27 protein-coding genes are annotated in these 26,773 nt (G+C 61.2%); 20 read left to right on the plus strand and 7 right to left on the minus strand.

Features of this window, described 5'->3' with window-relative positions; genetic code table 11:
• The first annotated feature begins 152 nt into the window (after positions 1 to 152).
• The 8 genes from PFAS1_RS02820 to PFAS1_RS02855 are packed head-to-tail and all read left to right on the plus strand — an operon-like array spanning position 153 to position 6,425.
• Entirely contained in the window at positions 153 to 1,352 is a 1,200-nt protein-coding gene (locus PFAS1_RS02820; protein ID WP_076031486.1) for a PepSY-associated TM helix domain-containing protein, read from the plus strand.
• Complete coding sequence (locus PFAS1_RS02825; protein WP_076028125.1) at positions 1,349 to 1,891, plus strand: thiamine pyrophosphate-binding protein; 543 nt, start codon at positions 1,349 to 1,351, stop codon at positions 1,889 to 1,891. The genes PFAS1_RS02820 and PFAS1_RS02825 overlap by 4 nt, the downstream gene beginning before the upstream one ends.
• Positions 1,888 to 2,217, plus strand: a complete 330-nt coding sequence (locus PFAS1_RS02830; protein ID WP_076028126.1) for a hypothetical protein — start codon at positions 1,888 to 1,890, stop codon at positions 2,215 to 2,217. Before PFAS1_RS02825 ends, PFAS1_RS02830 begins: the two co-directional genes overlap by 4 nt.
• Positions 2,214 to 2,786, plus strand: coding sequence for a DUF6162 family protein (locus tag PFAS1_RS02835; RefSeq protein ID WP_076028127.1), 573 nt, complete (start codon positions 2,214 to 2,216; stop codon positions 2,784 to 2,786). Before PFAS1_RS02830 ends, PFAS1_RS02835 begins: the two co-directional genes overlap by 4 nt.
• A gap of 35 nt (positions 2,787 to 2,821) precedes the next feature.
• Positions 2,822 to 3,748 carry a metal ABC transporter substrate-binding protein gene (locus PFAS1_RS02840; RefSeq protein ID WP_076028128.1) on the plus strand — a complete coding sequence of 309 codons (927 nt, stop codon included), beginning with the start codon at positions 2,822 to 2,824 and terminating at the stop codon, positions 3,746 to 3,748.
• Positions 3,745 to 4,623, plus strand: coding sequence for a metal ABC transporter ATP-binding protein (locus tag PFAS1_RS02845; RefSeq protein ID WP_076028129.1), 879 nt, complete (start codon positions 3,745 to 3,747; stop codon positions 4,621 to 4,623). Before PFAS1_RS02840 ends, PFAS1_RS02845 begins: the two co-directional genes overlap by 4 nt.
• Positions 4,623 to 5,522 carry a metal ABC transporter permease gene (locus PFAS1_RS02850; protein WP_003226663.1) on the plus strand — a complete coding sequence of 300 codons (900 nt, stop codon included), beginning with the start codon at positions 4,623 to 4,625 and terminating at the stop codon, positions 5,520 to 5,522. Before PFAS1_RS02845 ends, PFAS1_RS02850 begins: the two co-directional genes overlap by 1 nt.
• Complete coding sequence (locus PFAS1_RS02855) at positions 5,523 to 6,425, plus strand: metal ABC transporter substrate-binding protein (RefSeq protein ID WP_076028130.1); 903 nt, start codon at positions 5,523 to 5,525, stop codon at positions 6,423 to 6,425. It begins immediately after the preceding gene.
• A gap of 59 nt (positions 6,426 to 6,484) precedes the next feature.
• Here the strand turns inward: PFAS1_RS02855 and PFAS1_RS02860 are convergent, their stop codons facing one another.
• The 3 genes from PFAS1_RS02860 to PFAS1_RS02870 all read right to left on the minus strand — a co-directional run bounded on the left by PFAS1_RS02860 (position 6,485) and on the right by PFAS1_RS02870 (position 9,231).
• Complete coding sequence (locus PFAS1_RS02860; protein WP_076028131.1) at positions 6,485 to 7,006, minus strand: GNAT family N-acetyltransferase; 522 nt, start codon at positions 7,004 to 7,006, stop codon at positions 6,485 to 6,487.
• Positions 7,007 to 7,225: 219 nt separating this feature from the next.
• Complete coding sequence (locus PFAS1_RS02865) at positions 7,226 to 8,551, minus strand: ATP-binding protein (protein ID WP_076028132.1); 1,326 nt, start codon at positions 8,549 to 8,551, stop codon at positions 7,226 to 7,228.
• Positions 8,548 to 9,231, minus strand: a complete 684-nt coding sequence (locus PFAS1_RS02870) for a response regulator (RefSeq protein ID WP_074878741.1) — start codon at positions 9,229 to 9,231, stop codon at positions 8,548 to 8,550. The genes PFAS1_RS02865 and PFAS1_RS02870 overlap by 4 nt, the downstream gene beginning before the upstream one ends.
• A 154-nt stretch (positions 9,232 to 9,385) precedes the next feature.
• Between PFAS1_RS02870 and dsbD the strand changes: the two genes are divergently transcribed.
• The 3 genes from dsbD to dsbG are packed head-to-tail and all read left to right on the plus strand — an operon-like array spanning position 9,386 to position 12,734.
• Positions 9,386 to 11,122: a protein-disulfide reductase DsbD gene (gene dsbD / locus PFAS1_RS02875; RefSeq protein WP_076028133.1), complete on the plus strand. Its 1,737-nt coding sequence runs from the start codon at positions 9,386 to 9,388 to the stop codon at positions 11,120 to 11,122.
• On the plus strand, positions 11,122 to 11,988 hold the full coding sequence (locus PFAS1_RS02880) for a TlpA disulfide reductase family protein (protein WP_076028134.1): 867 nt from the start codon (positions 11,122 to 11,124) through the stop codon (positions 11,986 to 11,988). The genes dsbD and PFAS1_RS02880 overlap by 1 nt, the downstream gene beginning before the upstream one ends.
• The gene (gene dsbG / locus PFAS1_RS02885) at positions 11,964 to 12,734 is read left to right on the plus strand and encodes a thiol:disulfide interchange protein DsbG (protein ID WP_076028135.1); all 771 of its coding nucleotides are present in this window, start codon (positions 11,964 to 11,966) and stop codon (positions 12,732 to 12,734) included. The genes PFAS1_RS02880 and dsbG overlap by 25 nt, the downstream gene beginning before the upstream one ends.
• Positions 12,735 to 12,856: 122 nt before the next feature.
• Here the strand turns inward: dsbG and PFAS1_RS02890 are convergent, their stop codons facing one another.
• On the minus strand, positions 12,857 to 13,669 hold the full coding sequence (locus tag PFAS1_RS02890; RefSeq protein WP_076028136.1) for an alpha/beta fold hydrolase: 813 nt from the start codon (positions 13,667 to 13,669) through the stop codon (positions 12,857 to 12,859).
• A gap of 383 nt (positions 13,670 to 14,052) precedes the next feature.
• Between PFAS1_RS02890 and PFAS1_RS02895 the strand changes: the two genes are divergently transcribed.
• Positions 14,053 to 14,601, plus strand: coding sequence for an RNA polymerase factor sigma-70 (locus PFAS1_RS02895; RefSeq protein WP_076028137.1), 549 nt, complete (start codon positions 14,053 to 14,055; stop codon positions 14,599 to 14,601).
• A gap of 96 nt (positions 14,602 to 14,697) precedes the next feature.
• Here PFAS1_RS02895 and PFAS1_RS02900 read toward each other — a convergent pair whose 3' ends face one another.
• Together PFAS1_RS02900 and PFAS1_RS02905 are read right to left on the minus strand one after the other, a co-directional pair.
• Positions 14,698 to 15,504 (minus strand): substrate-binding periplasmic protein, encoded by an 807-nt coding sequence (locus PFAS1_RS02900; protein ID WP_076028138.1) that lies wholly within the window; start codon positions 15,502 to 15,504, stop codon positions 14,698 to 14,700.
• 94 nt (positions 15,505 to 15,598) lie between these two features.
• A complete protein-coding gene (locus PFAS1_RS02905; RefSeq protein WP_074878758.1) occupies positions 15,599 to 16,225 on the minus strand; it encodes a TetR/AcrR family transcriptional regulator in 627 nt (208 codons plus the stop codon).
• A 191-nt stretch (positions 16,226 to 16,416) separates the two neighbouring features.
• On the opposite strand from PFAS1_RS02905, the gene PFAS1_RS02910 reads away from it, so the two are divergent.
• From PFAS1_RS02910 to ppnP, 8 genes are all read left to right on the plus strand, one after another.
• The gene (locus tag PFAS1_RS02910; protein ID WP_198044946.1) at positions 16,417 to 18,207 is read left to right on the plus strand and encodes an acyclic terpene utilization AtuA family protein; all 1,791 of its coding nucleotides are present in this window, start codon (positions 16,417 to 16,419) and stop codon (positions 18,205 to 18,207) included.
• Between the two features lie 12 nt (positions 18,208 to 18,219).
• The gene (locus PFAS1_RS02915) at positions 18,220 to 19,089 is read left to right on the plus strand and encodes an SDR family oxidoreductase (protein WP_076028140.1); all 870 of its coding nucleotides are present in this window, start codon (positions 18,220 to 18,222) and stop codon (positions 19,087 to 19,089) included.
• Between the two features lie 3 nt (positions 19,090 to 19,092).
• Positions 19,093 to 20,709 (plus strand): geranyl-CoA carboxylase subunit beta, encoded by a 1,617-nt coding sequence (gene atuC / locus PFAS1_RS02920; protein ID WP_076028141.1) that lies wholly within the window; start codon positions 19,093 to 19,095, stop codon positions 20,707 to 20,709.
• A gap of 129 nt (positions 20,710 to 20,838) precedes the next feature.
• On the plus strand, positions 20,839 to 21,996 hold the full coding sequence (gene atuD, locus PFAS1_RS02930; protein ID WP_074878766.1) for a citronellyl-CoA dehydrogenase: 1,158 nt from the start codon (positions 20,839 to 20,841) through the stop codon (positions 21,994 to 21,996).
• Positions 21,993 to 22,790 (plus strand): enoyl-CoA hydratase/isomerase family protein, encoded by a 798-nt coding sequence (locus PFAS1_RS02935; RefSeq protein WP_076028143.1) that lies wholly within the window; start codon positions 21,993 to 21,995, stop codon positions 22,788 to 22,790. Before atuD ends, PFAS1_RS02935 begins: the two co-directional genes overlap by 4 nt.
• Before the next feature lie 108 nt (positions 22,791 to 22,898).
• Positions 22,899 to 24,860, plus strand: coding sequence for an acetyl/propionyl/methylcrotonyl-CoA carboxylase subunit alpha (locus PFAS1_RS02940; protein WP_076028144.1), 1,962 nt, complete (start codon positions 22,899 to 22,901; stop codon positions 24,858 to 24,860).
• A 71-nt stretch (positions 24,861 to 24,931) separates the two neighbouring features.
• Positions 24,932 to 25,474 (plus strand): 3'-5' exonuclease, encoded by a 543-nt coding sequence (locus PFAS1_RS02945; RefSeq protein WP_076028145.1) that lies wholly within the window; start codon positions 24,932 to 24,934, stop codon positions 25,472 to 25,474.
• Positions 25,475 to 25,543: 69 nt separating this feature from the next.
• The gene (gene ppnP, locus PFAS1_RS02950) at positions 25,544 to 25,828 is read left to right on the plus strand and encodes a pyrimidine/purine nucleoside phosphorylase (RefSeq protein ID WP_007940055.1); all 285 of its coding nucleotides are present in this window, start codon (positions 25,544 to 25,546) and stop codon (positions 25,826 to 25,828) included.
• Between the two features lie 84 nt (positions 25,829 to 25,912).
• Here ppnP and PFAS1_RS02955 read toward each other — a convergent pair whose 3' ends face one another.
• The gene (locus tag PFAS1_RS02955) at positions 25,913 to 26,719 is read right to left on the minus strand and encodes an MOSC domain-containing protein (protein ID WP_076028146.1); all 807 of its coding nucleotides are present in this window, start codon (positions 26,717 to 26,719) and stop codon (positions 25,913 to 25,915) included.
• Positions 26,720 to 26,773 lie beyond the last annotated feature (54 nt).

The following is a 26,773-nucleotide window of genomic DNA, read 5'->3' on the forward strand; positions in this document are numbered from 1 at the left end:
TTTCATCTCCCCTTTCAGGATTTCCGACGCTCATCCGTCTTATCTAGATGCAGTCGGCCCGCGTAGGCAAAAGCCACAGCCCGGCCTTTCATGGACCTCATCGCTGGGAAGCCCTCAGCGACGGCCCGCTCATCGAAACAAGACCTTTAATCATGTCGAAGAAATCCCGTTCAAAACTCTGGTTTCTGGTCCATAGCTGGCTGGCATTGCCGATCTGGTTTTTCGTACTGATCGTGTGCGTGACCGGCACCCTGGCGGTGGTTAGCCAGGAAATCGTCTGGCTGGCCAACCCGCAGATGCGCGCCAGCCAACCCTCGGACAATGCGCCTCTGCTCAGCTATGACCAGATCATTGCTGCGATCAAAAAGGCTGAGCCCAATACTCTGGTTGAGGCCATCAGCCGACCCGATGAATCGCACTTCGCCCTCGACGTGGACGTCAGCTACCCCGACGGTCGCTCGGTGACGGTTTACGTCAATCCCTATAGCGGCGTCATTCAGGGCGCGGCGCCGCAGTTCAATTTCAAGGCGTTTACCCGTGCGCTGCATGGCTGGTGGCTGGTGCCGTTCACCAACGGTTACAGCTGGGGCTGGTACCTGGTGTCATTTCTCAGCCTGCCATTGCTGGCTTCGTTGGTCACCGGGCTGGTGGTCTACAAGCGCTTCTGGAAAGGCTTCTTGCGACCGACGTTGCGCATTCGTCACGGTGCACGGATTTTCTGGGGCGACTTTCACCGCCTCAGCGGCATCTGGTCGATCTGGTTCATCGCGGTGATTTCCATCACCAGCACCTGGTTCCTGATTCAGGCGTTCATGTTCGATAACCAGATCTCGATCAGCACCGCGCCGGTGACGGCTGTGGTCCCGCGTGAAAGTGTCCCGCTGACGGCCGACGGTTCACCAGCGCCGATGATCAGCCTGGAAACAGCAATCCGCGAAGCCAAGGAACGTATTCCCGGCCTGGACGACAGCTTCGTCAGCCTGCCCGCCAATGCCTATAGCTACCTCTCGGTGGGCGGGCGCAGTTGGTACCCGCTGATGTTTCAGACCGCCGACATCAACCCGTACACCGGCGACATCGCCGCCACCCGCCTGTTGTCGGACCGTTCCGGCCTGGAGCTGGTAACCGAGTCCATGCGTCCGCTGCACACCGGGGATTTCGGCGGCATCTGGATCAAGCTGATCTGGTTCTTCTTCGGCCTGATCCTGAGCATGATGGTCCTCAGCGGCCTGTTGATCTGGACCAAACGCACCGCCCTGGCCACGGCCAATGCCCTCAAGCGCAGCCATAAACGCCCGCGCAGCCAGGCCGCTGCGGTTGCGAGCCATGAAGCCACGGAGGTCAGCCAATGAGTCTGTTCATCGCTGATAAACCGGGTTCGAAACTGAGCCGTTTCTGGCACAAATGGCGCTTCCACATCAACATCCTGCTGTTGCTGGTGCCGCTGGGGTTCATGCCCAAGTACTTCGCCGATGCTGCGCTGTTTCGCGGTGACACCGGCCTAGGCGAGCGGGAAATCGGCGAGGTTCAGGTGGGGCCCTGGAGCCTGCGCCTGGCCGAGTTGCGCAACGACGCCCCGACCCTCGATGGTCCGGCCGGCTACATGAAGAGCTTCAACGCGGCGTTGTGTGACAGCTGCCGCTATCAGGTCAAGGCGACGTACCTGCGCATTGGTAAACCGCGCAGCCTGCGCGCCGCCGGGGTGATTTTCTTCGGCACGCCGTACCGCATGGGCGCGATGTTGCCGATCCCCGAGAAGACCAAAACCGACGCCGAACTGTGGATCACCATGGAAGGCTGGGATGGCGCCATGCATCAGGCCTCCATCCCCCTGAGCCAGGCATCCCCGGCCACCCTCGCCTGGCTGAACCAACAAGGAGGCAAGCCATGATTAACGTTATACGTCCTCTGAGCGCCGCGCTGCTGTTGCTCTGCGCCGGTTTCAGCGCCAGCGCCCTGGCCCACAACCCGATGTGCGAATGCAAAGCCATCGACGCCGAGCAGATCAAATGCACCGGCGGCTTCTCCGACGGCAGCGGCGCACCGGGGGTGACCCTGGACGTGATCGGCTACGACGAAACCATCCTGGTGCCGGGCAAGCTCGGCGCCGATTCGACCCTGACTTTCAAGAAGCCCGGCGCCGAGTTCTACGTGCTGTTCGATGCCGGCCCCGGCCACGTCGTCGAGATCGACCAAGCGGACATCGAAGCCCCATGAGTACGCCAACCACGCAAGTCGTCCGCCCGGCCGGTGCCGGCCATGAAACCCTCTTTGTGTTGCTGTTGTGCCTGATGATCCTCGCGGTTGCCGGCTCGGTGGTCGCGTGGCGCGGTGAGTCTCAGGAAGTCAGCAGCGTTGGCAGCCATCAACTGGATGCCCGCCGTGACTTGAGCGCGTCCGAGCAAGGCATCTACGCCGATCTGCGGGTGACGCTCGACGAAATTCATCTGTTGCGGCAGGAGCAACAGGCACTACCCGCCCCCGCAGCCCTCGCCGATGAGGGTTTTGCGCCGTTCGCCCAGGACGCCAGTTCCGTCAGCCGCGGCGGTCATGCCTGGCAATTGCTCGGCGCCAAGGCTTACTTCGGCCAGAGCCAGACGCCCACCGTGGCGGGTTCGTTTCTGATGCGCTTAAGCGCTGACGACGATGCGCCAGACGTCTGGCTCAACCGCGGCAACGCCCTCGCGGCCCCGACCGATCTCACCGACGCCGCGCTGGAAAGCGCCGGCTGGCAGCAGATCGTCGCGCAATTCGATGCCGGCGTGACACGCCAGCACCGGCACTGAACCCTCGCCTTCACCCGAGAGAAGACCGCTTTCCCATGCCTATTTCATCTCAACGTTGTTTCTTGCGCCTGATCTTGGTCGGTTTACTGGCTTGTCTGCTGCCCCACCTGGCCAGTGCCGACGAGGCCAAGCGCCTGCGCATCGGCATCACCCTGCACCCTTATTACAGCTACGTGGCGAACATCGTCGGTGACAAGGCCGAGGTGGTGCCGCTGATTCCGGCCGGTTTCAACCCGCATGCCTACGAGCCTCGCGCCGAAGACATCAAGCGCATCAGCGGGCTGGACGTGGTCGTGCTCAACGGTGTCGGTCATGACGACTTCGCCGACCGCATGATCGCCGCCAGCGAAACCCCGAAAATCCCGGTGATCGAAGCCAACGAAAACGTGCCGTTGCTGGCCGCCACCGGCACCGCCGCTCGCGGTGCCGGCAAGGTCGTAAACCCGCACACCTTCCTGTCGATCAGTGCCTCGATTGCCCAGGTCAACAACATCGCCCGGGAACTGGGCAAGCTCGACCCGGCCAACGCCAAGACCTACACCCAGAACGCCCGCGCCTACGGCAAGCGCCTGCGTCAGATGCGCGCCGATGCCCTGGCGAAACTGACCCAGGCACCGAACGCCGAACTGCGAGTGGCCACGGTTCACGCGGCTTACGATTATTTGCTGCGTGAGTTCGGCCTGGAAGTGACGGCTGTGGTCGAACCGGCGCATGGGATCGAACCGAGCCCGAGCCAGCTGAAAAAAACCATCGATCAACTTCGGGAACTGGACGTGAAAGTGATCTTCTCGGAGATGGATTTCCCGTCCAGCTACGTCGACACCATCCAGCGAGAGTCCGGGGTGAAGCTGTACCCGCTGTCGCACATTTCGTATGGCGAATACACCGCCGACAAGTACGAAAAGGAAATGACCGGCAACCTCGACACGGTGGTTAGGGCGATTCAGGAGTCTGGTAAATGACTGCGAAAGAAACCATCACCGCACAAACCCCCTCCCTGACTGATCCCGAATCCCCTGTGGGAGCGGCGGTGCGACGATTCGACTTGCTCGCGAAGGCGTCCAGTCAGTCGCCATCATCCTTGAATGACACACCGCAATCGCGAGCAGGCTCACTCCTACAGGGTTCGGGGCCGACGCTGGATTTTGCGGAGATCAGTTTGACGCTGGGTCGCACGACGATCCTCGACAACGTGACCTTCCAGGTTCAGCCCGGCAGCGTGCATGCGCTGGTCGGCCCCAACGGTGGCGGCAAGAGTTCGCTGATCAAGACATTGCTCGGGCAGATGCCGCATCAGGGTCGCTTGAGTCTGCAATGGCCCGGCACACCGGGAACCATCGGTTACGTGCCTCAAGCACTGGAATTCGATCGGGGGTTGCCGATGACCGTCGATGATTTCATGGCTGCGATGTGCCAGCGGCGTCCAGCGTTCCTCGGCTTGAGCAAACACTACGCCACCGCGATTGGCGAAGCCCTGGAACGGGTCGGCATGCAGGACAAACGCAAGCGGCGCATGGGTGCGTTGTCGGGTGGTGAACGGCAACGGGTATTGCTGGCTCAAGGATTGATTCCGGTGCCGCAATTGTTGGTTTTGGATGAACCGATGTCGGCGCTCGACGAGGCCGGCATTCAGGTGTTCGAACGGCTGCTCGGTGACTGGCGCCAGAGCGGCATCACCGTGCTGTGGATCGAGCATGATCTGGAAGCTGTGGGTCGTCTGGCGGATCGCGTCACCGGGCTCAATCGCCGGGTGCTGTTCGATGCCACGCCGAAACAGGCGCTGACCCCGGAACGCCTGCTGACGCTGTTCTCCACTCATCCACGGAGCGCGGCCTGATGAGTTATGAAGCCTTTCGTTTGATGGTCCAGGGCTGGGCCTCGTCAGGTTATCTGCCTGAGGCGCTGGCCTATGGATTCGTGGTCAACGCATTGCTCGCCGGTTTGCTGATCGGCCCGGTGCTGGGCGGTTTGGGGACGCTGGTGGTGGTCAAGCGCTTCGCGTTTTTCTCCGAAGCGGTGGGCCACGCGGCGCTGACCGGCGTGGCCATCGGCATTTTGCTGGGCGAACCGTACACCGGGCCTTACGGCAGCCTGTTCGGCTACTGCTTGTTGTTCGGCATCCTGCTGAACTACCTGCGCAACCGCACGGGTTTGGCGCCGGATACCTTGATCGGCGTGTTCCTTTCCGTGTCGTTGGCGCTGGGTGCCAGTCTGCTGCTGATTCTGGCGGGCAAGATCAACGTGCACATCCTCGAAAACGTGTTGTTCGGTTCGGTGCTGACCGTCAACGGCAATGACCTGCTGGTGTTGGCCATCGTCGGTTCGCTGGTCATGGCCCTGGCCTTGCCGCTGTATAACCGCATCATGCTGGCCAGTTTCAATCCGCAACTGGCGGCGGTCCGTGGCGTGGCGGTGAAGACCCTGGATTACCTGTTTGTGATTCTGGTGACCCTGATCACCGTGGCGGCGGTGAAAGTCATCGGCGCGATTCTGGTCGGTGCCCTGCTGGTGATTCCGGCGGCAGCGGCGCGATTGCTGAGTCAGTCGCTGAAGGGCTTCTTCTGGTGTTCGGTGCTGATCGCTACGGTCAGCACGCTGTGCGGGATTCTCGCGCCGATTGTCTTCGACCTGCCTATCCCGTCCGGCGCCGCGATCATTCTGGTGGCTGGTATCGCCTTCGCTCTCGCCGCCATTGCCCGTGGCGTTGTCCCCAGTCTGAAAGGGAATCTCGGATAAATGTCTTTCTCTGTGCGTCATCTGACCCTGGCCGTAGCCCTGTGCGGGCTGGTCAACACCAGCTTTGCAACTGACAGCGCCAAACCGTTGCGCGTGCTGGCGTCCTTGCCGATCACTTATGGTCTGGGCGAAGTCTTGCTCAAGGGCACCGACGTCAACCTCGAACGTGCCGCGCCGGCGAACCTGCCCGGCAGCCGTCAGACCGCGTACTTCACGGGACGTGGCGCTCCGGCGCTGGCCAAACTGGCGATCGACGCCGATGCGGTGATTGGCCTGCGTTCGCTGTGGGCGGATGATCCGCTTTACCCGATCTCCCGGCGTAGCAACATCCGCATCGTCGAGGTCGACGCCGCGCGCCCGGTGGACGGCGCCCTGCCCGGCATCGCCGTGCAGCCTGGCAACAAGGTCGATGGGTTGAACAGTCAGCCGTGGTTTTCCAGCAACAACATGGGACGGATGGCGGACGTGATGGCGGCGGACCTGGTGCGCCTGGCGCCCGAGGCCAAGCCGAAGATCGAGGCCAACCTGGCGGCGCTCAAACAGCGTTTGCTCAAGTTCAGCGCCGACAGCGAAGCGCGGCTGGCCAGTACCGACAACCTCAGCGTGATGAGCCTGAGCGATCACTTTGGCTATCTGATTGGCGGCCTCAACCTGGAGCTGATCGGCCTCGATGCGCGGCCGGATACCGAGTGGACACCTGAAGCGCTCAAGCAATTGGGCGCGACACTCAAGGACAATGAGGTGGCGGTGGTGCTGCACCATCGCCAGCCGTCGGAGGCGGTGAAAGCGGTGATTGCCGAGGCAGGGAGTCGGTTGGTGGTATTGAGTGTGGATGCGGAGGATCCGGTGGCCGAGCTGGAAGGGAATGTGGATTTGCTGATCAAGGGGTTGAGCGGGGCGTAGGTGCTAGCGACTGACATCTATCTCGCCCCTCAATAAGGTTTTCCTGTTCTGGAAACGCATCAGGGCGCCGAGGATTTAGACCCTCGATCAGCTTTCCATGAAGGTGCTGTCAGTGCTTTGTGCATGGGAATGGCGTGGAGCCCGGCTACGGCGAAGGTTTCAGCGCAAGGCTGGTAACCCAGATGACGGTAAAAGGCTTCGCTGGTGCGGGTGCTGTTGAGTCGTGCCTGATGCAAACCGTGATCGGTCAACCAGCGCTCAAGGTCGCGCACCAGCGCTTGCCCGGCCCCGCGACGAAACCATTCCGGTTGCACGTAACAAAACGCCACTTTGCCGCTGATCGCAGCCATCGCGACGCCGACCGGTTTGTCCTGCAACAGGGCGATGTTCAGGTACAACCGCTCGTCGGTGAGCCAGGGCTGCACGTGTTCGATGGTCTTGTTGTGGGTCCAGGTGGCGACGGTGAGCGGATCGTTGCGATGGTCGAGCGCGCAACCTACGCGGATGGAGCGCTCGACGATCCGGCTGATGATGCCGGCGTCGGCGGGGGTTGCCTTGCAAATGTGAAGGGATGCATCCATGGCGCTGTTACCTCAATCCATTGAGTCAAAGCTGCTGCCGGGGACGATAGCGCCGTTCGAACCGCCCGACTAATAGAGAGAAGTTACATTTGATGTGCAACACAAAACCATTGTGGGAGCGGGCTTGCTCGCGAAAGCGGCTTAACATTCAACAATGATGTTGACTGTGAGTCCGCCTTCGCGAGCAAGCCCGCTCCCACATTGGCTCTGTGGTGGTTGTTAGACCGGTTGCAACGGCATGGTCAGTTCGACTCGCAACCCGTCCGGCCGACTGTCGAAATGCAACGTACAGCCGCAACGCTGGACAATCGCCTGGACAATCGCCAGCCCCAGGCCGCAGCCGGTGCTCTGGCCGTTACGCCAGAAACGTTGGGTCAAATGTTGCAGATCGTCTTCGGCAATCCCCGGCCCATGATCGCGAACCAGGAACTGCACGCGATTGCCGGTGGTTTCCAGGCTCAGTTCCACCGCGCCGTCGCCCGGGGTATGCCGCAGCGCGTTGTCCAGCAGGTTGCGCAGCGCGGCAATCGACAGCACCGCGGGCATTTGCACCGGGGCGTGGGAGATTTTCGGCGGCAGCTGAAATTTGATCCGCTGACGATCACCGCTGGCGGCGTCCTGAATTGCCAGTTTCGCCACCTGCTCGGCGCTGCATTGCACGCCGTCATCAAACGACAGACTGCCTTCGACCCGCGCCAGCAACAGCAATTGCTCAAGGGTCCGGTGCAGGCGATCGGCGCCCTCTTCGGCCCGGGCCAGGGATTGATCGCGGGCCGCGCCGTCGGTCATGCGCGCCACTTGCAGGTGGGTCTTGATCGCTGTCAGCGGGCTGCGCAATTCATGGGCGGCGTCACCGGTCAGGCGGCGCTCCCGTTCGATGGTCTTGCCGATCCGTTGGAACAGCTGATTCTGGGTGTCCAGCAACGGTTGCAGTTCGCTGGGCAGCGGCTGGATTTGCAAAGGTTCGAGAGAATCGGCGCTGCGGCGCATCAATGCGTCACGCATACGATTGAGCGGCGCCAGGCCCTGGCCGATTCCCAGCCAGAGCAGGCATAGGCAGCCCAGCAACGCCACGCCCACCGGCACCGAAGCGGCCAGCAGGATCGACATGTTCAGCGCCTCACGTTCGATCTGCCGATCAGCGGTGGTGATGCGCACGTCGCCGCGGGCCAGGGTGAAACTGCGCCACGGCGCACCGTCGATCATTTGGTCATGGAAGCCCATTTTCTCGGCTTCGAGGGTTTGTTGCGGATCGGTGTGACTGCGGGCGAGGATTTCGCCACGCAATGAACTGACCTGGCAGGCCATGCCACCGGGGAGGTTCAGTTGTTCAGCGCTGAAATGGGTGCCCTCGCCCTTGCTCGGCAATGGCGGCAATTGTTCCATCAGGCCGGCGACCATCCGTGCCGAGGCCACCAACCGTTGGTCGAGGGAAAACATCATCTGATTGCGCAGGTCGCTGAGCATCCAGGCTGCCGCCAAGGCCCAGATCAGCGCAAAAGCGGCGCCGAGTGTCAGGCTCAGGCGCAAACGCAGGCTCATCACTTTTTCAATTCCTCTGCACCATCAGCCGGCCCCAGGCGATAGCCCAGGCCGCGCACTGTCTCGACAATGCCATTGCCGAGTTTGCGTCGCAGGTGATGGATATGCACGTTGAGGGCGTTGCTTTCCAGTTCATCGTTGAAACCGTAGACGCTGTCTTTGAGTTGCTCGGTGGACAGCACCCGGCCCCGGTTATGCAGCAAGGCCTGCAACAGCGACTGCTCACGACGGGAAAGGTCCACCGGCTGGCCGCCGAGCATGGTTTCGCGGCTGCTCGGGTCGTAAGTCAGGCGACCGTGTTCGATCAGGTTGACGCTGCGTCCGGCCACTCGTCGCAGCAAGGTGTGCAGGCGCGCGGCGAGTTCGCGCAGGTCGAAAGGCTTGAGCAAGTAATCGTCGGCACCGGCCTGCAAGCCGTCGACGCGGTCGGTGACTGAGTCCCGTGCGGTGAGGATCAGCACCGGGATTTCCAGCCCGCTGTGACGCAATTGCTGCAACAGCTTCAGGCCATCTTCATCGGGCAGGCCGAGGTCGAGCACCATCACATCGAACTCGGCGACCTTGAGCATCGCCCGGGCCGACGAGGCGGTGGCGACATGCTCTACCGTCAGGCCCTGTGCGGTGAGGCCGGCGACAATGCCGCTGGCGATCAACTCATCGTCTTCGCAAACCAGTACGTGCATGGTGAGACCTGTTGAAAAAAAGGTGAGTAGGCCGGAGGCCGATTAAGCGGACATTATGCCGCAAGCGCCATTGCCACAAGGCCACTGTGGTTAATCATCGGTTAATCGCCGCCTCCCATTGTGCACCTCACTTGCACAGGGATAAGGCTTACCCATGCGTCGACTGTTTTTGTTTTTTGCTCTCTTGATCTCGGGCGTGGCCCAGGCAGGGACCAATCCGTTCGAGACCAAACCTGATTTTTTGCCGGTGGAAAAAGCGTTCGTCTTCACGTCCGAGCGTCTTGAGTCGGGCGAAACCCAGCTCTATTGGCAGATCGCCGACGGCTATTACCTGTATCAGAAACGCCTGAAGTTCGATGGCTTGCCCGCTGAGCAGCATCCCGCGTTACCTGAAGGCGAAGCGCACAGCGATGAGTTCTTCGGCGAACAGCAGGTCTATCGCCAGGGTCTGGAGCTGAAGATTGCGGCCGGCGCCACCGGTCAAATCAAAGTGGGCTTCCAGGGCTGTGCCGACGCTGGCTTGTGTTATCCGCCGCACACTCAGGTCGTGGATCTGGGCGGTACCTCCGCTATCGCTGCGACAGACGAAGCACCGGACCAAACCCTGGCCAGCGGCCTGCAACAACGGGCGCTGGGCTGGAGCTTGCTGGTGTTCTTTGGCCTGGGATTGTTGCTGGCCTTCACGCCTTGCTCGTTGCCGATGCTGCCGATTCTGGCGGGTTTGATCGTCGGCAGTGGCGCCACACCCAAACGCGGTTTCGCCTTGGCCACCAGCTACGTCGTGAGCATGGCGCTGGTGTATGCGGCGATGGGCGTACTGGCGGCAATGCTCGGGGCAAATTTGCAGGCGTTGTTGCAAAACCCTTGGTTGCTGGGCAGTTTCGCTGCGGTGTTTGTGTTGCTGGCATTGCCGATGTTCGGTTTCTTCGAGTTGCAACTGCCGGTGGCCCTGCGTGATCGACTGGAAAATGTCTCGCGCAATCAGCGCGGCGGCAGCCTGTTCGGGGCCGGGGTGTTGGGCGCCTTGTCCGGTTTGCTGGTGGGGCCGTGCATGACCGCCCCGCTGGCGGGCGCCTTGCTCTACATCGCGCAAAGCGGCAATGCGCTGCATGGCGGGCTGATTCTGTTCGCCATGGGCATCGGCATCGGTGTGCCGCTGCTGCTGTTGGTCACCGTCGGCAATCGTTTCCTGCCCAAACCTGGTGCGTGGATGAACCTGCTCAAGGGTGTGTTCGGTTTCCTGTTCCTCGCCACCGCGTTGCTGATGCTGCGCGCGGTGCTGGACGAATCACTGTGGATTGGTTTGTGCGGTGGGTTGCTGCTGATTGCCGCGTACAGCGCCTGGAAGCAATCGGAGGGTTTCGGTCGCGTCGCCCATGTGTTCGGCGCCAGCTCACTCTTGTTGGGTGTGTGGGGCAGCCTGTTGATGATCGGTGCCGCCGGTGGCAGCGACGACTTGATGAAGCCTTTGCAGGTCTACAGCGCTTCAAACTCGAGCAGCGCCGCCAACCCGGTCGGCCATGACGCATTCACCACGATCAAGGACCCGACAGCTCTGCAACGGGAGCTCGATGAAGCACAGGCTCAAGGCCAGTGGGTGCTGCTGGACTACTACGCCGACTGGTGCGTGTCGTGCAAGGTCATGGAAAAACAGGTGTTCGGCAAAGCCCACGTAATGGAGGCCTTGAGCGACGTGCGCTTGCTACGGCTGGACGTCACCGCCGACAATGCCGCCAGCCGCGAACTGCTCGGCCGTTATAAAGTGCCGGGGCCACCGAGCCTGCTGTGGATCGGTGCCGACGGCATCGAGCGTCGCAGCCAGCGCATCACCGGTGAAGTCGATGCCGGCACCTTCCTGCAACGCTGGACCACAACCCGAGACGCCCGTTAATGCTGACCTTTACCCTCGGCACTTTTGCCATCGCGCTTAATCACCTGCTGCTGATCAGCGCCCTGGCGCTGGCGACTTTCGTCGGCTGGCGGGTGGCAAAGCGCGGCGGCGAGAATCCGGAGTCGGTGCTGTTCAGCCTGTTCCTGCTGGGCTTGCTGGCTGCCCGGGTCGGTTTCGTGGCCGTGTACTGGGCCCATTATCGTGATGATCCGTGGCAGATTATCGACCTGCGCGACGGCGGTTTCCTCGCCTGGCCCGGTGTGATCGTGCTACTGCTGGCCGCGTTGTATCGAGGCTGGCGTCGCCCGGGCTTGCGCCGGCCGTTGGGCTTTGGCGTGGCCAGTGGCCTGGCGTTCTGGTTGCTGGCGACCTTCTCCCTGACTATTTACGAACAAGGCACGCGCCTGCCGGAAATCACCCTGCGCAATGCCGCCGGTGAAACCGTGCAACTGGCCGATTACAAGGGCGGCCCGTTGGTGATTAATCTCTGGGCCACCTGGTGTCCGCCGTGCCGCCGGGAAATGCCGGTACTGGAAAACGCCCAGCAACACCGCCCGGACCTGACGTTCCTGTTCGTCAATCAGGCTGAAAGCATGCAAAGTGTCAGTACGTTTCTGGAAACCCAGGGCCTGAGCCTGTCCAACGTGCTGTTCGATGGCAGCGGCCGATTGGGTCAGGCCGTCGGCTCCATGGCGTTGCCGACTACGCTGTTCTATAGCCCCGAAGGTCGCCTGCTGGGCAGCCATCTGGGTGAGCTGTCGGAAGCGAGCCTGGCCCGCGCCCTGGAAAACTTCGACACCCCGAATCCTGCCGTACCGGCCACCTCTTCAAGGAAACTGCCATGCCCCGCCTCCGCCACCTGCTGACGTTGACCCTGGGCGCCGCCCTGCTGCATTTACCCTCAGTGCAGGCCGCCGAAGAATTGCCTGAGGCGATCAAGAAAATCGAAGCCAAGGGCGCGAAAATCGTCGGCCAATTCGACGCGCCCGATGGCCTGCGCGGTTATGCGGCGCAGTACCAGAACCGGGGCATGGCGTTGTACCTGACCCCGGATGGCAAGCACGTGCTGCTCGGCAATCTGTACGATGCCGACGGCAACGACCTGAGCAGCGCACCGTTGCAGAAGCTGGTTTATGCACCGATGGCCAAGGAAATCTGGGGCAAGATGGAAGCCAGCAACTGGATCGCCGACGGGAAGGACGATGCACCGCGGATCGTGTACCTGTTCAGCGATCCGAACTGCCCTTATTGCAACGTGTTCTGGGAGCAGGCGCGGCCATGGGTCAAGGCGGGCAAGGTGCAGCTGCGGCACATCATGGTCGGCATCATTCGCGAAGACAGTCCGGGGAAATCGGCTGCACTGCTGGCCGCCAAAGATCCGCAGAAAGCACTGGAAGACCATGAGAAGTCAGGCAAGAAGAGCTCGCTGAAAGCCCTGAAAGACGTGCCCCCGGCGATTCAAGCGAAACTGGCGGCGAACATGCAGTTGATGGAAGACCTGGAGCTGCAGGCCACCCCGGCGATTTTCTACATGGACGGCAAGGGCGAGCTGCAACAACAGCAAGGTGCGCCGTCGCCGGACAAGTTGGTGCAAATTCTCGGGCCTAAGTGACCTCACCGACGATCGTTCCCACGCTCTGCGTGGGAATGCCGCCCGGGACGCTCCGCGTCCCTTCCCGGATGTGACGCAGAGCGTCACTGGATGCATTCCCACACAGAGCGTGGGAACGATCTTCAATGACGGTCGGCCAGGAATGACAGCAGTGCTTCGGTGACAAACTGCGGATTCTCCAGATTGGAGATATGCCCCGCCTCTGGCACCAATACATACGGGCATCCGATCAACCCGGCCATCTCCCTCGTTTCCGATGGCGGCCGCGGTTTGTCTTGATCGCCGCACATCAGCAGCGTGGTATCAGGATTCAACTCGCCCAGTCGCGGCAACAGATCATCGCGTCCGAACGTAATCCGCCCCATCGGCACGATGCTCTCACGCAAACGCTCCGGCGGCAGCGCGGCCAGTTGGGCGCGGAAGTTCTGGTACAGCGCCGACTGCGGATCGATGCCTGGACGGAAGAAGATCGGCACGACGATGTCGAGCAGCTGCGGTGCGATCACGCCGGTGTCTTCGATCTGTTTGAACAGCGAGAAGTAGTACTGGCGAGTCGGTTCCGGCTCGACGCCGACGTAGGTGTCCATCAGCACCAGACCGTTGATCCGCTGCGGCGCCGATAGCGCCAGACGCACGCCCCACATGCCACCGACCGACAGACCGACCAGCGTGACACGATCAATGTCCAGATGATCGAGCAGCGTCAGTGCCTGGCGCGCAATGTCATCCAGCGATTGCGTGCCCTGGGGTAGCGGCCCGGATTGACCGTGGCCCCAGAGGTCCAGAGCAATCACCCGATGTTGCTGGGACAGGGCGGCGATCTGCGGCGCCCACATGGCCTTGTCCCACAGGTAACTGCCAGCCAGCAGAACGGCAGGGCCGGTGCCTTGATCAAGGTAGTGAAGGGGTTGTCCATCAACCGTAACGAAGGGCATTGACTGTCTCCTTTGTGAATTGCGATCCACCCAAAAAAGCACAGGCAGCCTGAGCCGGTCCGAAGCGACAGTCAACGCGCAAATCCGCGCAAATTTCGGTAAAGCCATCGCGGGCAAGCCTTGCTCCTACAGGTTCGATGTTGTTCTCAATTCCGTAGGAGCAATGCTTGCCCGCGATGGGGCCTTCATAAACCAGTTCAGTGCGCAGGCGCTGCTTGATTAACCCGGCGTGTCGCAGTTCTCACTCTGCACCCTAAAGGGGCATTAGTTCTATTTCTCATTTGACAATAATTATCATTAAGAATAATTTGTTGCTCGACGTGTTGGGCGGCTCAGCCCCCGCTTGCCGTCCCGCCAACCTATTTGGAGCAAGGTGATTTCCAATGACGGAACAAGTGTCCACAAGCAAGTGCGATTCACCGCTACTTCAAGTATTCGTCGACAATCGACTGATTCTGGTCAAGATTGCCGCCCGCATTACCGGCTGCCGATCGCGTGCTGAAGACGTGGTGCAGGATGCGTTCTTCCGACTGCAATCAGCGCCGCAGATCACGTCCTCGTTCAAGGCTCAGCTGAGCTACCTGTTCCAGATCGTGCGCAACCTGGCAATCGATCACTACCGCAAACAGGCGCTGGAGCAGAAGTATTCAGGACCTGAGGAGGAAGGCCTGAACGTGGTGATTCAAGGTGCTTCACCGGAAACCTCGCACATCAACTTCTCGACGCTGGAACACATCGCCGACGCGCTGACCGAGCTGCCCAGCCGTACCCGCTACGCCTTCGAGATGTACCGCCTGCACGGCGTGCCGCAAAAAGACATCGCCAAGGAGCTTGGCGTCTCGCCGACCCTGGTGAACTTCATGATTCGCGATGCATTGGGGCACTGCCGCAAGGTGTCGGGGAGTCGTGTGGATACCTTTGCCCGTCGCTAAGACCTGTAATCTGTCTTCTACTTGAACTTGCAGCGCGGGGTCTCGAGTCAGGCACAACTGAATCAACGGCTACCCTTCAAGGCCGAGACACAGATCTCAGGTACCCGGGACCGGCACCACGGCGATCTTGTAGGGATCGAAAATCTTCAGCAACTGGCCATTGCTCCGCAACTCTTGCATCAACTTGCCAAATGCCTCGCCAGTAATCGGTGCGGCCGGCCGGAGGATGGCGTAGTGGTGATAGATCTGGTCGATACGCTGGGACACCAGCAACTGATCGGCGACTTTCTCGTTGCGCAGCAGGTAATCGCTCAGATAGGAGCGCGTCACCAGGGCAACGTCGGCACGCCCGCGCAGCACCATCAGCAGGTTGCTGTCGTGGGAGTACGTCAACGTTGCATCGTAGTTTTGCGCGAGGAATTTTGGATCGGCATTGAAGTTGGCGAATTCGTAGTGATAGCCGCTGAACAGCGCCAGGCGCTTGCCGGCGAGGTCGGCAAAATAATTCTGCTGGCGAACCGGCTGGCCATCGGGCTGGCGTTGCGCGACAAAAATCTCGGCGTCTTCCAGCCCCATGTCGACGGTGGTGTGCGGGATGTCCTTCCAGCCCCAGTCCGGGTTCTCGAAAATAGCCATGTCCACCCGGCCTTGCTTGAAATCGCCGAAACGTCGGGGAATCGAAGTCGGCACCAACACAAACTGATAGTCGTTCTGCGAGGCATTGAGTGCCTCGACCAGCTGCGGCAGCAAACCGGTGTCGGCACCGGATTCCGGGCGCACGGTATAAGGGGGAAAATGGGCGGCACCGACCCGAACCAGCTGTGCAGCCTGGGACGGAACCATGCATAACAGCGCAAGCGTCGCCAGCAAAAGCCGCGAAACAGTCCGAATTGGCGAAGACATCAAAACAACCCACTCCCCAAAAAAATACGCCTCAATGCATTCAAGCTAGGCGGTTTCGGCTACTTAGCCAGTTTCCTTCTGTTTCAAAACAAACTTACTGCTTTTCTTCCAGCACCAGAATCAATGCCTCATCGGCCAATTGATCGAGGCTCATGCTGCCGCCTGCGCGAAACCAGGTGGTGGTCCAGGACAACGCCCCGGTCAGAAAACGGCGGGTAATGAACACATCGCCGCGAATAAAACCGGCTTGCTTGGCTTCGCCCAGCACCTGGAGCCAGAGTTCTTCATAAATGTCGCGCAGCGCCAGCACTTGCGCCTGCCCGTCTGCGGACAGCGAGCGCCATTCATACACCAACACTGCCATGGCCTCGCCGCTGCCGCCCATGATCGACTGCAATTCACAACGAATCAGCGCCAGTACCCGCTCGCGCACACTGCCGGCTTCGGCCAGGGCTGCACGCATCAACGCAGTGTTATAGCGAATGGTCTCTTCCATCACTGCCCGCAGGATCTCGTCCTTGCTTTTGAAGTGATGGAAAATGCTGCCGGACTGAATCCCCACGGCGCCGGCCAGATCGCGCACGGTGGTGCGTTCGTAACCTTTGTTGCGGAACAGGTGAGCCGCCACTTGCAGCAGTTTGCCACGGGCGCTGTCCGGGTCGGTCAATTGGCCGCTGTCGACCAATTCGCGCATCACCCTCAGGGCTTTTTGCTCGTCCACCCGTTCTCTCCTACAGTCGAATCAATCAAATACGCCGCACGCCGCTAAAACCGCGGGCTTGCGCGGGCAATTTAAGCTGGTCGGCGCAACCAAGCAAGCGCTCGGGCAGAAGATATTTATGCCGTTTACAAACCAAGCGCTTGCTTGGTAGTCTCGACACACTTCTATCGCAGGTGACTATGGAGTTGACTGTGCCCAAGACAATCCGCATCGGTTGCGCCAGTGCCTTCTGGGGCGACACCTCGACCGCCGCCGCGCAACTGGTGGAAGGTGGGCGCCTGGATTATCTGGTGTTCGATTATCTGGCCGAAATCACGATGTCGATCATGGCCGGTGCGCGGATGAAAGATCCCCAGGCCGGTTACGCCAGCGACTTCATCGAAGTCCTCAGCCCGCTGCTGGGTCAACTGGCCGAACAGAAAATCCGTGTCATCAGCAACGCCGGCGGGGTCAATCCGCAAGCCTGCGCCGCCGCCCTGCAAGCGGCTTGCGACCAGGCCGGAGTGACGCTGAAAATCGCCGTGTTGCTGGGCGATGACCTGCAGCCGCAGTTCAAACAGCTGAGCAGCAGCGGTATCCATGAAATGTTCAGCGGCGTGCCCCTGCCGCCGATGTGTGTCTCGACCAACGCCTACCTCGGCGCACCGGGCATCGTCGAGGCCCTGCGTCTGGGCGCCGACATCGTCATCACCGGGCGCGTGGTCGACAGCGCCGTGGTCAGCGCCGCGCTGGTGCATGAATTCGGCTGGTCCTGGCACGACTACGACAAACTCGCCCAGGCCGCATTGGCCGGGCACCTCATCGAATGTGGCGCTCAGTGTACCGGCGGCAATTTCACCGATTGGCGCGAGGTGCCCGACTACGAACACATCGGCTTTCCCATCGTCGAAGTCAGCGCCGACAGCCAGTTCATCGTCAGCAAACCCGACGGCTCCGGCGGGCTGGTCACACCCCTGACGGTCGGCGAGCAGATGCTGTATGAAATCGGCAACCCGCAGGCGTATCTGCTGCCGGACGTGGTCTGCGATTTCACGGCGGTCAAACTCGTGCAACAAGGTAAAAACGCGGTTCAGGTGCACGGCGCAAAAGGCCTGGCGCCGACCGATCAGTACAAGGTCAGCGCGACGTACCCGGACGGTTTCCGCTGCACCGCCAGTTGCCTGATCGCCGGGATCGATGCGGTCGACAAGGCGCGTCGAGTCAGCGAAGCCATCATCAACAAGACCTCGGAAATCTTCAGTCAGCGCGGTTGGCCACCCTACAGCGAAGTGAACATCGAACTGCTCGGCAGCGAGGCCACTTACGGGCCCCACGGTCAGCGTCAGGACAGCCGCGAAGTGGTGATCAAACTCGCGGTGCGCCATCCGGGCAAACAGGCGTTGATTGTGTTTTCCCGGGAGATCGCCCAAGCCGCCACCGGCATGGCGCCGGGGTTGACCGGGATTGTCGGTGGACGGCCGACGGTGTATCCGCTGATCCGGCTGTTCTCCTTCCTTATCGACAAAACCGCCTGCACGCTGGAAATTGATCTCAAGGGCCAGCGCCACCCCTGTGCCTTGCCCGCCGTTGATGTAATCGACACCGCCGACCTGCCCGTGGCGTGCGCGCCACCGAAACCCTCAGGAAGGGCCGATGCCAGCGTGGCCCTGGTCAAACTCGCCGTGGCGCGCTCCGGTGACAAGGGCAACCACAGCAACATCGGCGTCATGGCCCGCGAGCCGGAGTACCTGCCGTGGATTGCTGAAGCCTTGACGCCGGCAGTGATCGTCGACTGGATGAGTCATGTCCTCGATCCGATCCACGGACGTGTCGAACGCTGGTACCTGCCGGGCACCCACAGCCTTAATTTTCTGCTGGAAAACGCCCTGGGAGGCGGTGGCGTGGCCAGCCTGCGGATCGACCCGCAAGGCAAAGCCTTCGCCCAGCAACTGCTGGAAATCCAGATACCGGTGCCACAGCGCATCGCCGACAAGGTCAACTAGAGGACTGTCGCCATGGCTTACGATTCGATTTTCAAAGCCGACTTGTTTGCAGGCCAAAACATCATCGTCACCGGTGGCGGCAGCGGCATCGGTCGTTGCACCGCTCACGAACTGGCGGCCCTCGGCGCCCATGTGCTGCTGCTCGGGCGCAAGGCTGACAAGCTGAAAAACGTCGCGGCCGAGATTACCGAAGATGGCGGCAAGGCTGACTGGATGGTCTGCGACATTCGTGAGGAAGAAACGGTCAAGCATGTGGTCAGCGAGCTGATCCGCAAGCACGGACCGATTCACGGCCTGGTCAACAATGCTGGCGGCCAGTACCCGTCGCCGCTGGCGTCGATCAATCAGAAAGGCTTCGATACGGTGTTGCGCACCAACCTGATGGGCGGCTTCCTGATGGCCCGGGAAGTGTTCAACCAATCCATGAGCAAACACGGCGGTGCCATCGTCAACATGCTCGCCGACATGTGGGGCGGCATGCCCGGCATGGGCCACTCGGGCGCGGCGCGTTCAGGCATGGACAACCTCACCAAGACCGCCGCGTTCGAATGGGGTTATGCCGGGGTGCGGGTCAACGCCGTGGCGCCGGGCTGGATCGCGTCCAGCGGCATGGACACCTACGAAGGCGCGTTCAAAGCGGTGATTCCGACCTTGCGCGAGCACGTCCCCCTGAAACGCATCGGCACCGAATCGGAAGTCAGCGCGGCGATCGTTTTCCTGCTCAGCCCGGCAGCGGCATTTGTCAGTGGCAGCACCTTGCGCATCGACGGCGCCGCCAGCCTCGGCGGGCGCGCCTGGCCGATACACAAGGCGCAGATCAGCGAATCGTATAACGGTTTTCACCGTGCCTACTTGCCTGACGTGCTCAAGGACAAGGAATAAGTCATGCCGGTGATTCAGTCGCACGTGGACCCATTCAGCGAACAATTCGCGCGCAATCGCGCGGCGATGCTGGTCGGCATCGAGCATGTCCGCCAGCTCGAACAGAACTTGCTGAACAAGGCGGCCGAAGCCAAACCCCGGTTCGACAAACGCGGCCAATTGTTGCCCCGTGAACGCCTCAATCTGCTGCTGGACCCCGGGGCACCGTTCCTCGAACTGGCGAGCCTGGCGGGCTACAAGTTGCATGACGACAAGGATGGCAGCTCCGCTGGCGGCGGGTTGATCGCCGGGATCGGCTACGTGTCCGGCGTGCGCGTGCTGGTGGTGGCAAACAACAGTGCGATCAAGGGCGGGACCATTTCCCCCAGTGGTTTGAAAAAATCCCTGCGACTGCAACAAATCGCCATGGAGAACAAACTGCCGGTCATTACCCTGGCCGAAAGCGGTGGCGCCAACCTCAATTATGCGGCGGAGATTTTCGTCGAAGGTGCCCGCAGCTTTGCCAATCAGGCGCGGATGTCGGCCATGGGCCTGCCGCAAATCACCGTGGTCCATGGTTCGGCCACGGCGGGCGGCGCCTATCAGCCAGGGTTGTCGGATTACGTGGTGGTGGTGCGTGGCAAAGCCAAGCTGTTTCTGGCCGGCCCGCCGTTGCTCAAGGCTGCCACCGGCGAAATCGCCACCGATGAAGCACTCGGCGGCGCCGAGATGCATGCGCAGATCGCCGGCACCGCTGAATACCTGGCCGAGAACGATGCCGACGGCGTGCGCCTGGTGCGTGAGATTGTCGGCCTGCTGCGGTGGAACGATCAGCTGCAATGGCTACCCGAACGTCACTGGGAAGAACCGCTCTACCCCATCGACGAGTTACTGGGCCTGATCCCTGACGACGCGAAAAAACCTTACGACGTGCGCGAAATCATCGCGCGGATAGCCGACGGCTCGAACTTTCTCGAATTCAAGGGCGAGTTCGATCAGCAAACCGTCTGCGGCCATTTGCAGATTCAAGGCCGCGCCTGCGGGTTCATTGGCAACAATGGGCCGATCACGCCCAAGGGTGCGAGCAAGGCAGCGCAGTTCATTCAGCTCTGTGACCAGAGCAAAACCCCGTTGCTGTTCTTCCACAACACCACCGGGTTCATGGTCGGCACCGAGTCGGAGCAGCAAGGCGTGATCAAACACGGCGCGAAAATGATTCAAGCGGTGGCCAACGCCCGGGTGCCTAAGCTGACCATCGTCGTCGGTGGCTCCTACGGCGCCGGCAACTATGCGATGTGCGGCCGAGGCCTGGACCCGCGCTTCATCTTCGCCTGGCCCAACAGCCGCACGGCGGTGATGGGCGGCGCCCAGGCCGGCAAAGTGCTGCGGATCGTCACCGAGGCCAAACAGGCCAAGGACGGCCTGGTACCCGACCCGAAAATGCTCGACATGCTGGAACAGGTCACCGCGCAGAAACTCGACAGCCAGTCCACCGCGCTGTACGGCAGCGCCAGCTTGTGGGACGACGGGTTGATCGATCCTCGCGATACCCGGACCTTGCTCGGGTACTTGCTGGATATCTGTCATGAGGCTGAAGTGCGGCCATTGCAATCCAACAGCTTCGGCGTCGCTAGATTTTGATCGTTCCCATGCTCTGCGTGGGAATGCAGCCAGGGACGCTCCGCGTCCCAAGAGCGGACGCAGCGCGTCCATAGAGGCGTTACCACGCAGAGCGTGGGAACGATCGGGTTCGTCAGGAGAACAATAAGAATGATCTTCACCCAGGAACACGAAGCACTGCGCCGCACTGTCCGCCAATTCGTCGATCACGAGATCAATCCCCACGTCGATGAATGGGAAAAGGCCGGACGCTTTCCGATCCACGAGCTCTTCCGCAAGGCCGGCGAGCTCGGCCTGCTGGGGATTTCCAAACCGGAAAAGTTTGGCGGCATGGGGCTCGACTACAGCTATTCGATCGTCGCGGCTGAAGAGTTCGGCACCATCCATTGCGGCGGCATTCCGATGTCCATTGGCGTGCAGACCGACATGTGCACGCCGGCGCTGGCGCGTTTCGGCTCCGATGAACTGCGTGAAGAATTCCTGCGACCGGCGATCACTGGCGAGCAGGTCGGTTGCATCGGTGTTTCCGAAGTCGGCGCCGGTTCCGATGTGGCCGGTTTGAAAACCACCGCCCGCAAGGACGGCGACGACTACGTGATCAACGGCAGCAAGATGTGGATCACCAACTCGCCGAGCGCGGATTTCATCTGCCTGCTGGCCAACACTTCAGACGACAAACCGCACATCAACAAGTCGCTGATCATGGTGCCGATGAACACCCCCGGCATCAGCCTCAGTTCGCACCTGGACAAGCTCGGCATGCGCAGTTCGGAAACCGCCCAGGTGTTTTTCGACAACGTGCGCGTACCGCAACGCAACCGCATCGGCCACGAAGGCGCGGGGTTCATGATGCAAATGCTGCAGTTCCAGGAGGAGCGGCTGTTCGGCGCGGCGAACATGATCAAGGGCCTGGAGTACTGCGTCGACAGCACCATCGAGTACTGCAAGGAACGTAAAACCTTCGGCAATGCGCTGATCGACAATCAGGTCATCCACTTTCGCCTGGCCGAACTGCAAACCGAAATCGAATGCCTGCGGGCATTGGTCTATCAGGCCACCGAGCAATACATCAAAGGCCAGGACGTCACCCGCCTGGCGTCGATGGCCAAACTCAAGGCCGGGCGCCTGGGCCGGGAAGTCAGCGACAGCTGCCTGCAATATTGGGGCGGCATGGGCTTCATGTGGGACAACCCGGTGGCCCGCGCGTACCGTGACGTGCGGCTGGTGTCGATCGGCGGCGGTGCCGACGAAATCATGCTGGGGATCATCTGCAAACTCATGGGCATCCTGCCGGGGAAAAACAAATGAGCGCCCTGCCGGTTTGCCAGACCTTGTTGCTGGAATCGCACAACGGCGTCCTGCACATCACCCTCAACCGCCCGGAAAGCCGCAATGCCATGAGCCTGTTGATGGTCGCGGAACTGCGTGCCGTGCTGTTGGCCGTGCGCGATGACCGTGGGATTCGTGCCTTGGTGATCAGTGGTGCCGGCGGGCATTTTTGCGCCGGTGGCGACATCAAGGACATGGCCAACGCACGCGCTCAAGGCCCGAGCGCCTATCGCGATTTGAATCGCGCGTTCGGTGCGCTGCTGCAAGAGGTACAACACGCACCACAAGTGGTGATCACGGTGCTGCAAGGCGCGGTGCTCGGCGGTGGTTTGGGGCTGGCCTGCGTCAGCGATGTCGCCTTGGCCGATCACCAGGCGCAATTCGGTCTGCCGGAAACCAGCCTCGGCCTTCTGCCTGCGCAGATCGCACCGTTCGTGGTGCAGCGAATCGGCCTGACCCAGACACGTCGACTGGCGCTGACCGCGGCACGTTTCGATGGCACACACGCACGGCGCATGGGGCTGGTGCATTTTGTCGAGCATGACGCGCAAGCGTTGGCCGAGCGTCTCGATGAAATTCTGGCCCATGTGTTGTGCTGCGCGCCGGAGGCGAATGCGACGACCAAAAAGCTGTTGCTGGCGCGTGCCGGACAGCCCTCGAATGCGTTGCTGGATGAAGCGGCCGACTGGTTCAGCGAGGCGGTGACCGGGGCTGAAGGTATTGAGGGGACCATGGCTTTCGTGCAAAAGCGTAAACCGGGCTGGGCGCCTTAAAAGCTTCGCGAGCAAGCCCGCTCCCACAGGGGAACGCATTTCAAATGTGGGAGCGGGCTTGCTCGCGAAGAGGCCATCACATCCACCGCAATGCAATGGGAACAACCTATGCCCGGACTCAGAAAAATCCTGATCGCCAACCGCGGTGAAATCGCCTGCCGCATCCAGCGCACCGCCCAGGCCCTGGGCTATCGCACGGTCGCGGTGTTCAGCGATGCCGACGCCAATGCGCTGCATGTGCAGCTGGCCGACGAAGCCGTAAACATCGGCCCGGCACCGGTGCAGCAGTCCTATCTGAATATCCCGGCCATTCTCGACGCCGCCCGGCGCACCGGCGCTGACGCGATCCATCCGGGCTACGGCTTCCTCTCGGAAAACGCCGGTTTCGCCCGCGCTTGTCAGAATGCCGGCATCACCTTCATCGGCCCCAGTCCCGATGCCATCGAACTGATGGGCAGCAAACGCCTGTCGAAACTCGCCATGCTCGATGCCGGTGTGCCGTGCATCAAGGGTTATCAGGGCGAAGAACAGGACGACGCCACCCTCAGCCGCGAAGCCGCACGCATCGGTTATCCGCTGATGATCAAGGCCAGTGCCGGCGGTGGCGGGCGTGGCATGCGCCTGGTGCGCGAGGCCAAAGATTTGCTCGAACAGCTGCGCACCGCTCGCTCCGAAGCGCTGCATGGGTTTGGCAGTGACGAACTGATTCTCGAGCAAGCGCTGATCGACCCTCGTCATGTCGAAGTTCAACTGTTCGGCGACCAGCACGGCAACCTGATCTACCTTGGCGAGCGCGACTGCTCGATCCAGCGTCGCCATCAAAAAGTCATCGAGGAAGCGCCCTGCCCGGTGATGACCGCCGAGTTGCGTCAGGCCATGGGTGAAGCGGCGCTAAAAGCAGGTCGCGCAGTGAATTACGTCGGCGCTGGCACCGTCGAGTTCCTGCTGGATGCGCATGGGCAATTTTACTTTCTGGAGATGAACACCCGACTCCAGGTGGAGCACCCGGTGACCGAATTGATCACCGGCCTCGATCTGGTGGCCTGGCAGTTGCACGTCGCCGAAGGACTACCGCTGCCGTTGCGCCAGGAGCAGGTCCACCTCAACGGCCATGCCATGGAAGTCCGTTTGTACGCCGAAGATCCGGCGCACGGTTTTATGCCACAGACCGGTCGAATCACCGCCTGGGAGTCTGCGTTGCAGAGCGGCGTGCGGATCGATCATGGCTTGATCGAAGGCCAGACCATCAGCCCGTTTTATGACCCGATGCTGGGCAAGATCATTGCCCACGGCGCCACCCGCGAAGAAGTCCGGCGCAAATTGCTGCGGGCGGTTGAGGACAGCGTGCTGCTCGGCGTGCAGAGCAATCAGCGCTTGCTCGCCAGCCTGCTTGAACACCCGCAGTTCATCAGTGGCGAGTTCAGTACCGGCTTCATCCCGACTCACTTTGCCGAGCATCCTTGCCTGCATGCGCATGTGCCGAGCGCCGAAGAACTGGCCATCGCTGCGGCATTGTTCTATCAGGCTTCGGCGCAGGTTCATCACGCGCCACTGGCCGGTTGGCGCAACAACGCCAGCGTACCGTTGCACTATCGAATCGGCCTTGAGGATCAGGATTGGCCGGTGGAGTTGAACGCTGTACCGGGTGAGCCGTATCGGATTCAAGTCGCAACAGTGCCCTTTGAATTGAAGATCATCCAGTGCGACGGACGCTGGGCCAGCCTGGACATCAACGGTGTCCGCCAACGCCATGCCTACCGTCTTGAGGCCGGGCAACTCTGGCTATTCACCCGTCCCGGCAGTGTGCGGCTGATGGACCGCACGCAGGCCTTGGTCAGCAGCCAGGCCAGCGTCAGCTCCGGCACCCTCAAGGCCCCGATGGACGGGGCGATCGTCGACGTGCTGGTGACCGAGGGCAGCCCGGTCAGTAAAGGCCAGTTATTGGTGGTGCTGGAGGCGATGAAAATGGAGCATCCGCTCAAGTCGGGCATCGACGGTGTGCTCAAACGCTTGCAGGTCAGGGTCGGTGACCAGGTGAAAAATCGTCAGATTTTGTTGGAGGTCGAATAAGCCGCTAGGCGGATCCGCCGGGTTTGGCTACGCTCAAGCCCTATCAGGACGCGGATACCAGGAACCCTGCGATGCCTCACTGGCTGGTCATTGATCTGGAAGCCACCACCGATGAGGGTGGTTGGCCAGTAACAGAAATGGAAATCATCGAAATCGGCGCCACCCTGGTGGACCGAAAAGGCCGAGAACTGGATAGCTTTCAGCGCTTCGTACGCCCGACGCGTCGACCTTTGCTGACGCCGTTTTGCCGGCAACTGACCCACATCACCCAGGCCAACATCGACACCGCGCAGCCTCTGAACGAGGTCTGGGCGTCGTTCGAACACTGGCTCGGCCAGCATCACTCGCGCCTTGAAGGCTGGGCCAGTTGGGGCGATTACGATCGCAAACAGCTGGTCCAGGAGTGGGAGCGCCTGCAACTCGACAGCGCCCTGAGCCGGGTTCCGCACATGAACCTCAAACAGCGCTTTGCCAAGTCTCGACGTCTGGAGCGCCCGTTGGGGCTTAACGGCGCGCTGCAACTGGCGGGCATGCAGTTCAGTGGCCAACAACATCGGGCGCTGGAAGATGCGCGCAATACCGCACGATTATTACCATTGGTTCTTCCGTCTTAGAGAGGTGACGCCGGCATGGGCCTTGTGCATACTGGCCGGCCCTTTTCAGCCCTTTTCGAGGAATCGCCCATGTTTAAAGTCAACGAGTACTTCGACGGCACCGTCAAGTCGATCGCCTTTGGCACCGCTGAAGGTCCTGCGACCATCGGCGTCATGGCACCGGGCGAATACGAATTCGGCACCAGCCAGCGTGAAATCATGCACGTGGTGTCCGGCGCCCTGACCGTCAAACTGCCGGACAGCAGCGACTGGGAAACCTTCGCCGCCGGCAGCCAGTTCAACGTGCCCGCCAACAGCAAGTTCCAGCTGAAAGTGGCCGTCGACACCGCTTACCTGTGCGAATACCGCGGCTAAAACCCCGGGTTTTCACAGCGACAAAAAAATGCCCGCGTCCTTGGACACGGGCATTTTTTTTCAAAGGCAGTTATTCAGATGGTGTTATTCAAGGATCGTCACCGGCATACCGACTTCAAGTTGGCCATTGCTGTCGTTGACCAGGTTCTGTCCGAACATCGCGCCGTCGGCTTCGCTACGGTATTTCTGCAATGTAGCCAGAGGTTCACGATCTTCGCTGCGCTCACCGGTTTGCGGGTCGATGGTGGTCAGAATGCAACGTGAACACGATTTGACCACGCGGTACTCGACATCGCCGATGCGGATACGCTTCCAGCCATCTTCGGCATACGCCTCGCTACCCTCGATCACCAGGTTGGGCCGAAAGCGCAGCATTTCCAGCGGGCGGCCGACTTTTTGCGACAAGTCATCCAGTGAGGCCTGTCCGATCAGCAACAGCGGAAAGCCATCGGCGAAGGCCACCTGATCATCGTCCTTGCCGTAGCCGGCCTGGGTGGTCCGTGCGCGATCAAGAGGGACTTGTACCAGGCGAGTCGGTTTGCCAATGAATTCGCTGACCCAGGCACTCGCCTCGTCACCGGCATCCGGCACACGCAACGTATCGCGCCAAATGGTCACGCCACGCAGTTCCGCATTGCTGGCAGGCAGGGCGACATCGATCGGTAAGCGGCCCGGCGCACTGAGGGTCAAGCCACCGTCGGCATTCCACAACGCCGACAGCTGACTCATCCGCGCCACGGCACGCTGGGTCAGAAAGCGCCCGCTGGCCTCGTCCACCAGCATCCAGCGTCGATCACCGTCCAGGCCCAGCTTGTCGAGGCTGACCTGCTGCAGGATCTCGCCTTTGCCGGATTTCAACGGATATCGATACAGCGCGCTCAGACGCAACATGGCCAGCTCCCTGGTGAATAAAAACGCCACCCTATACGAGCTTGATCACCGAAT

This window comes from Pseudomonas frederiksbergensis, from assembly GCF_001952935.1.
Classification (GTDB): Bacteria; Pseudomonadota; Gammaproteobacteria; order Pseudomonadales; family Pseudomonadaceae; genus Aquipseudomonas; species Aquipseudomonas frederiksbergensis.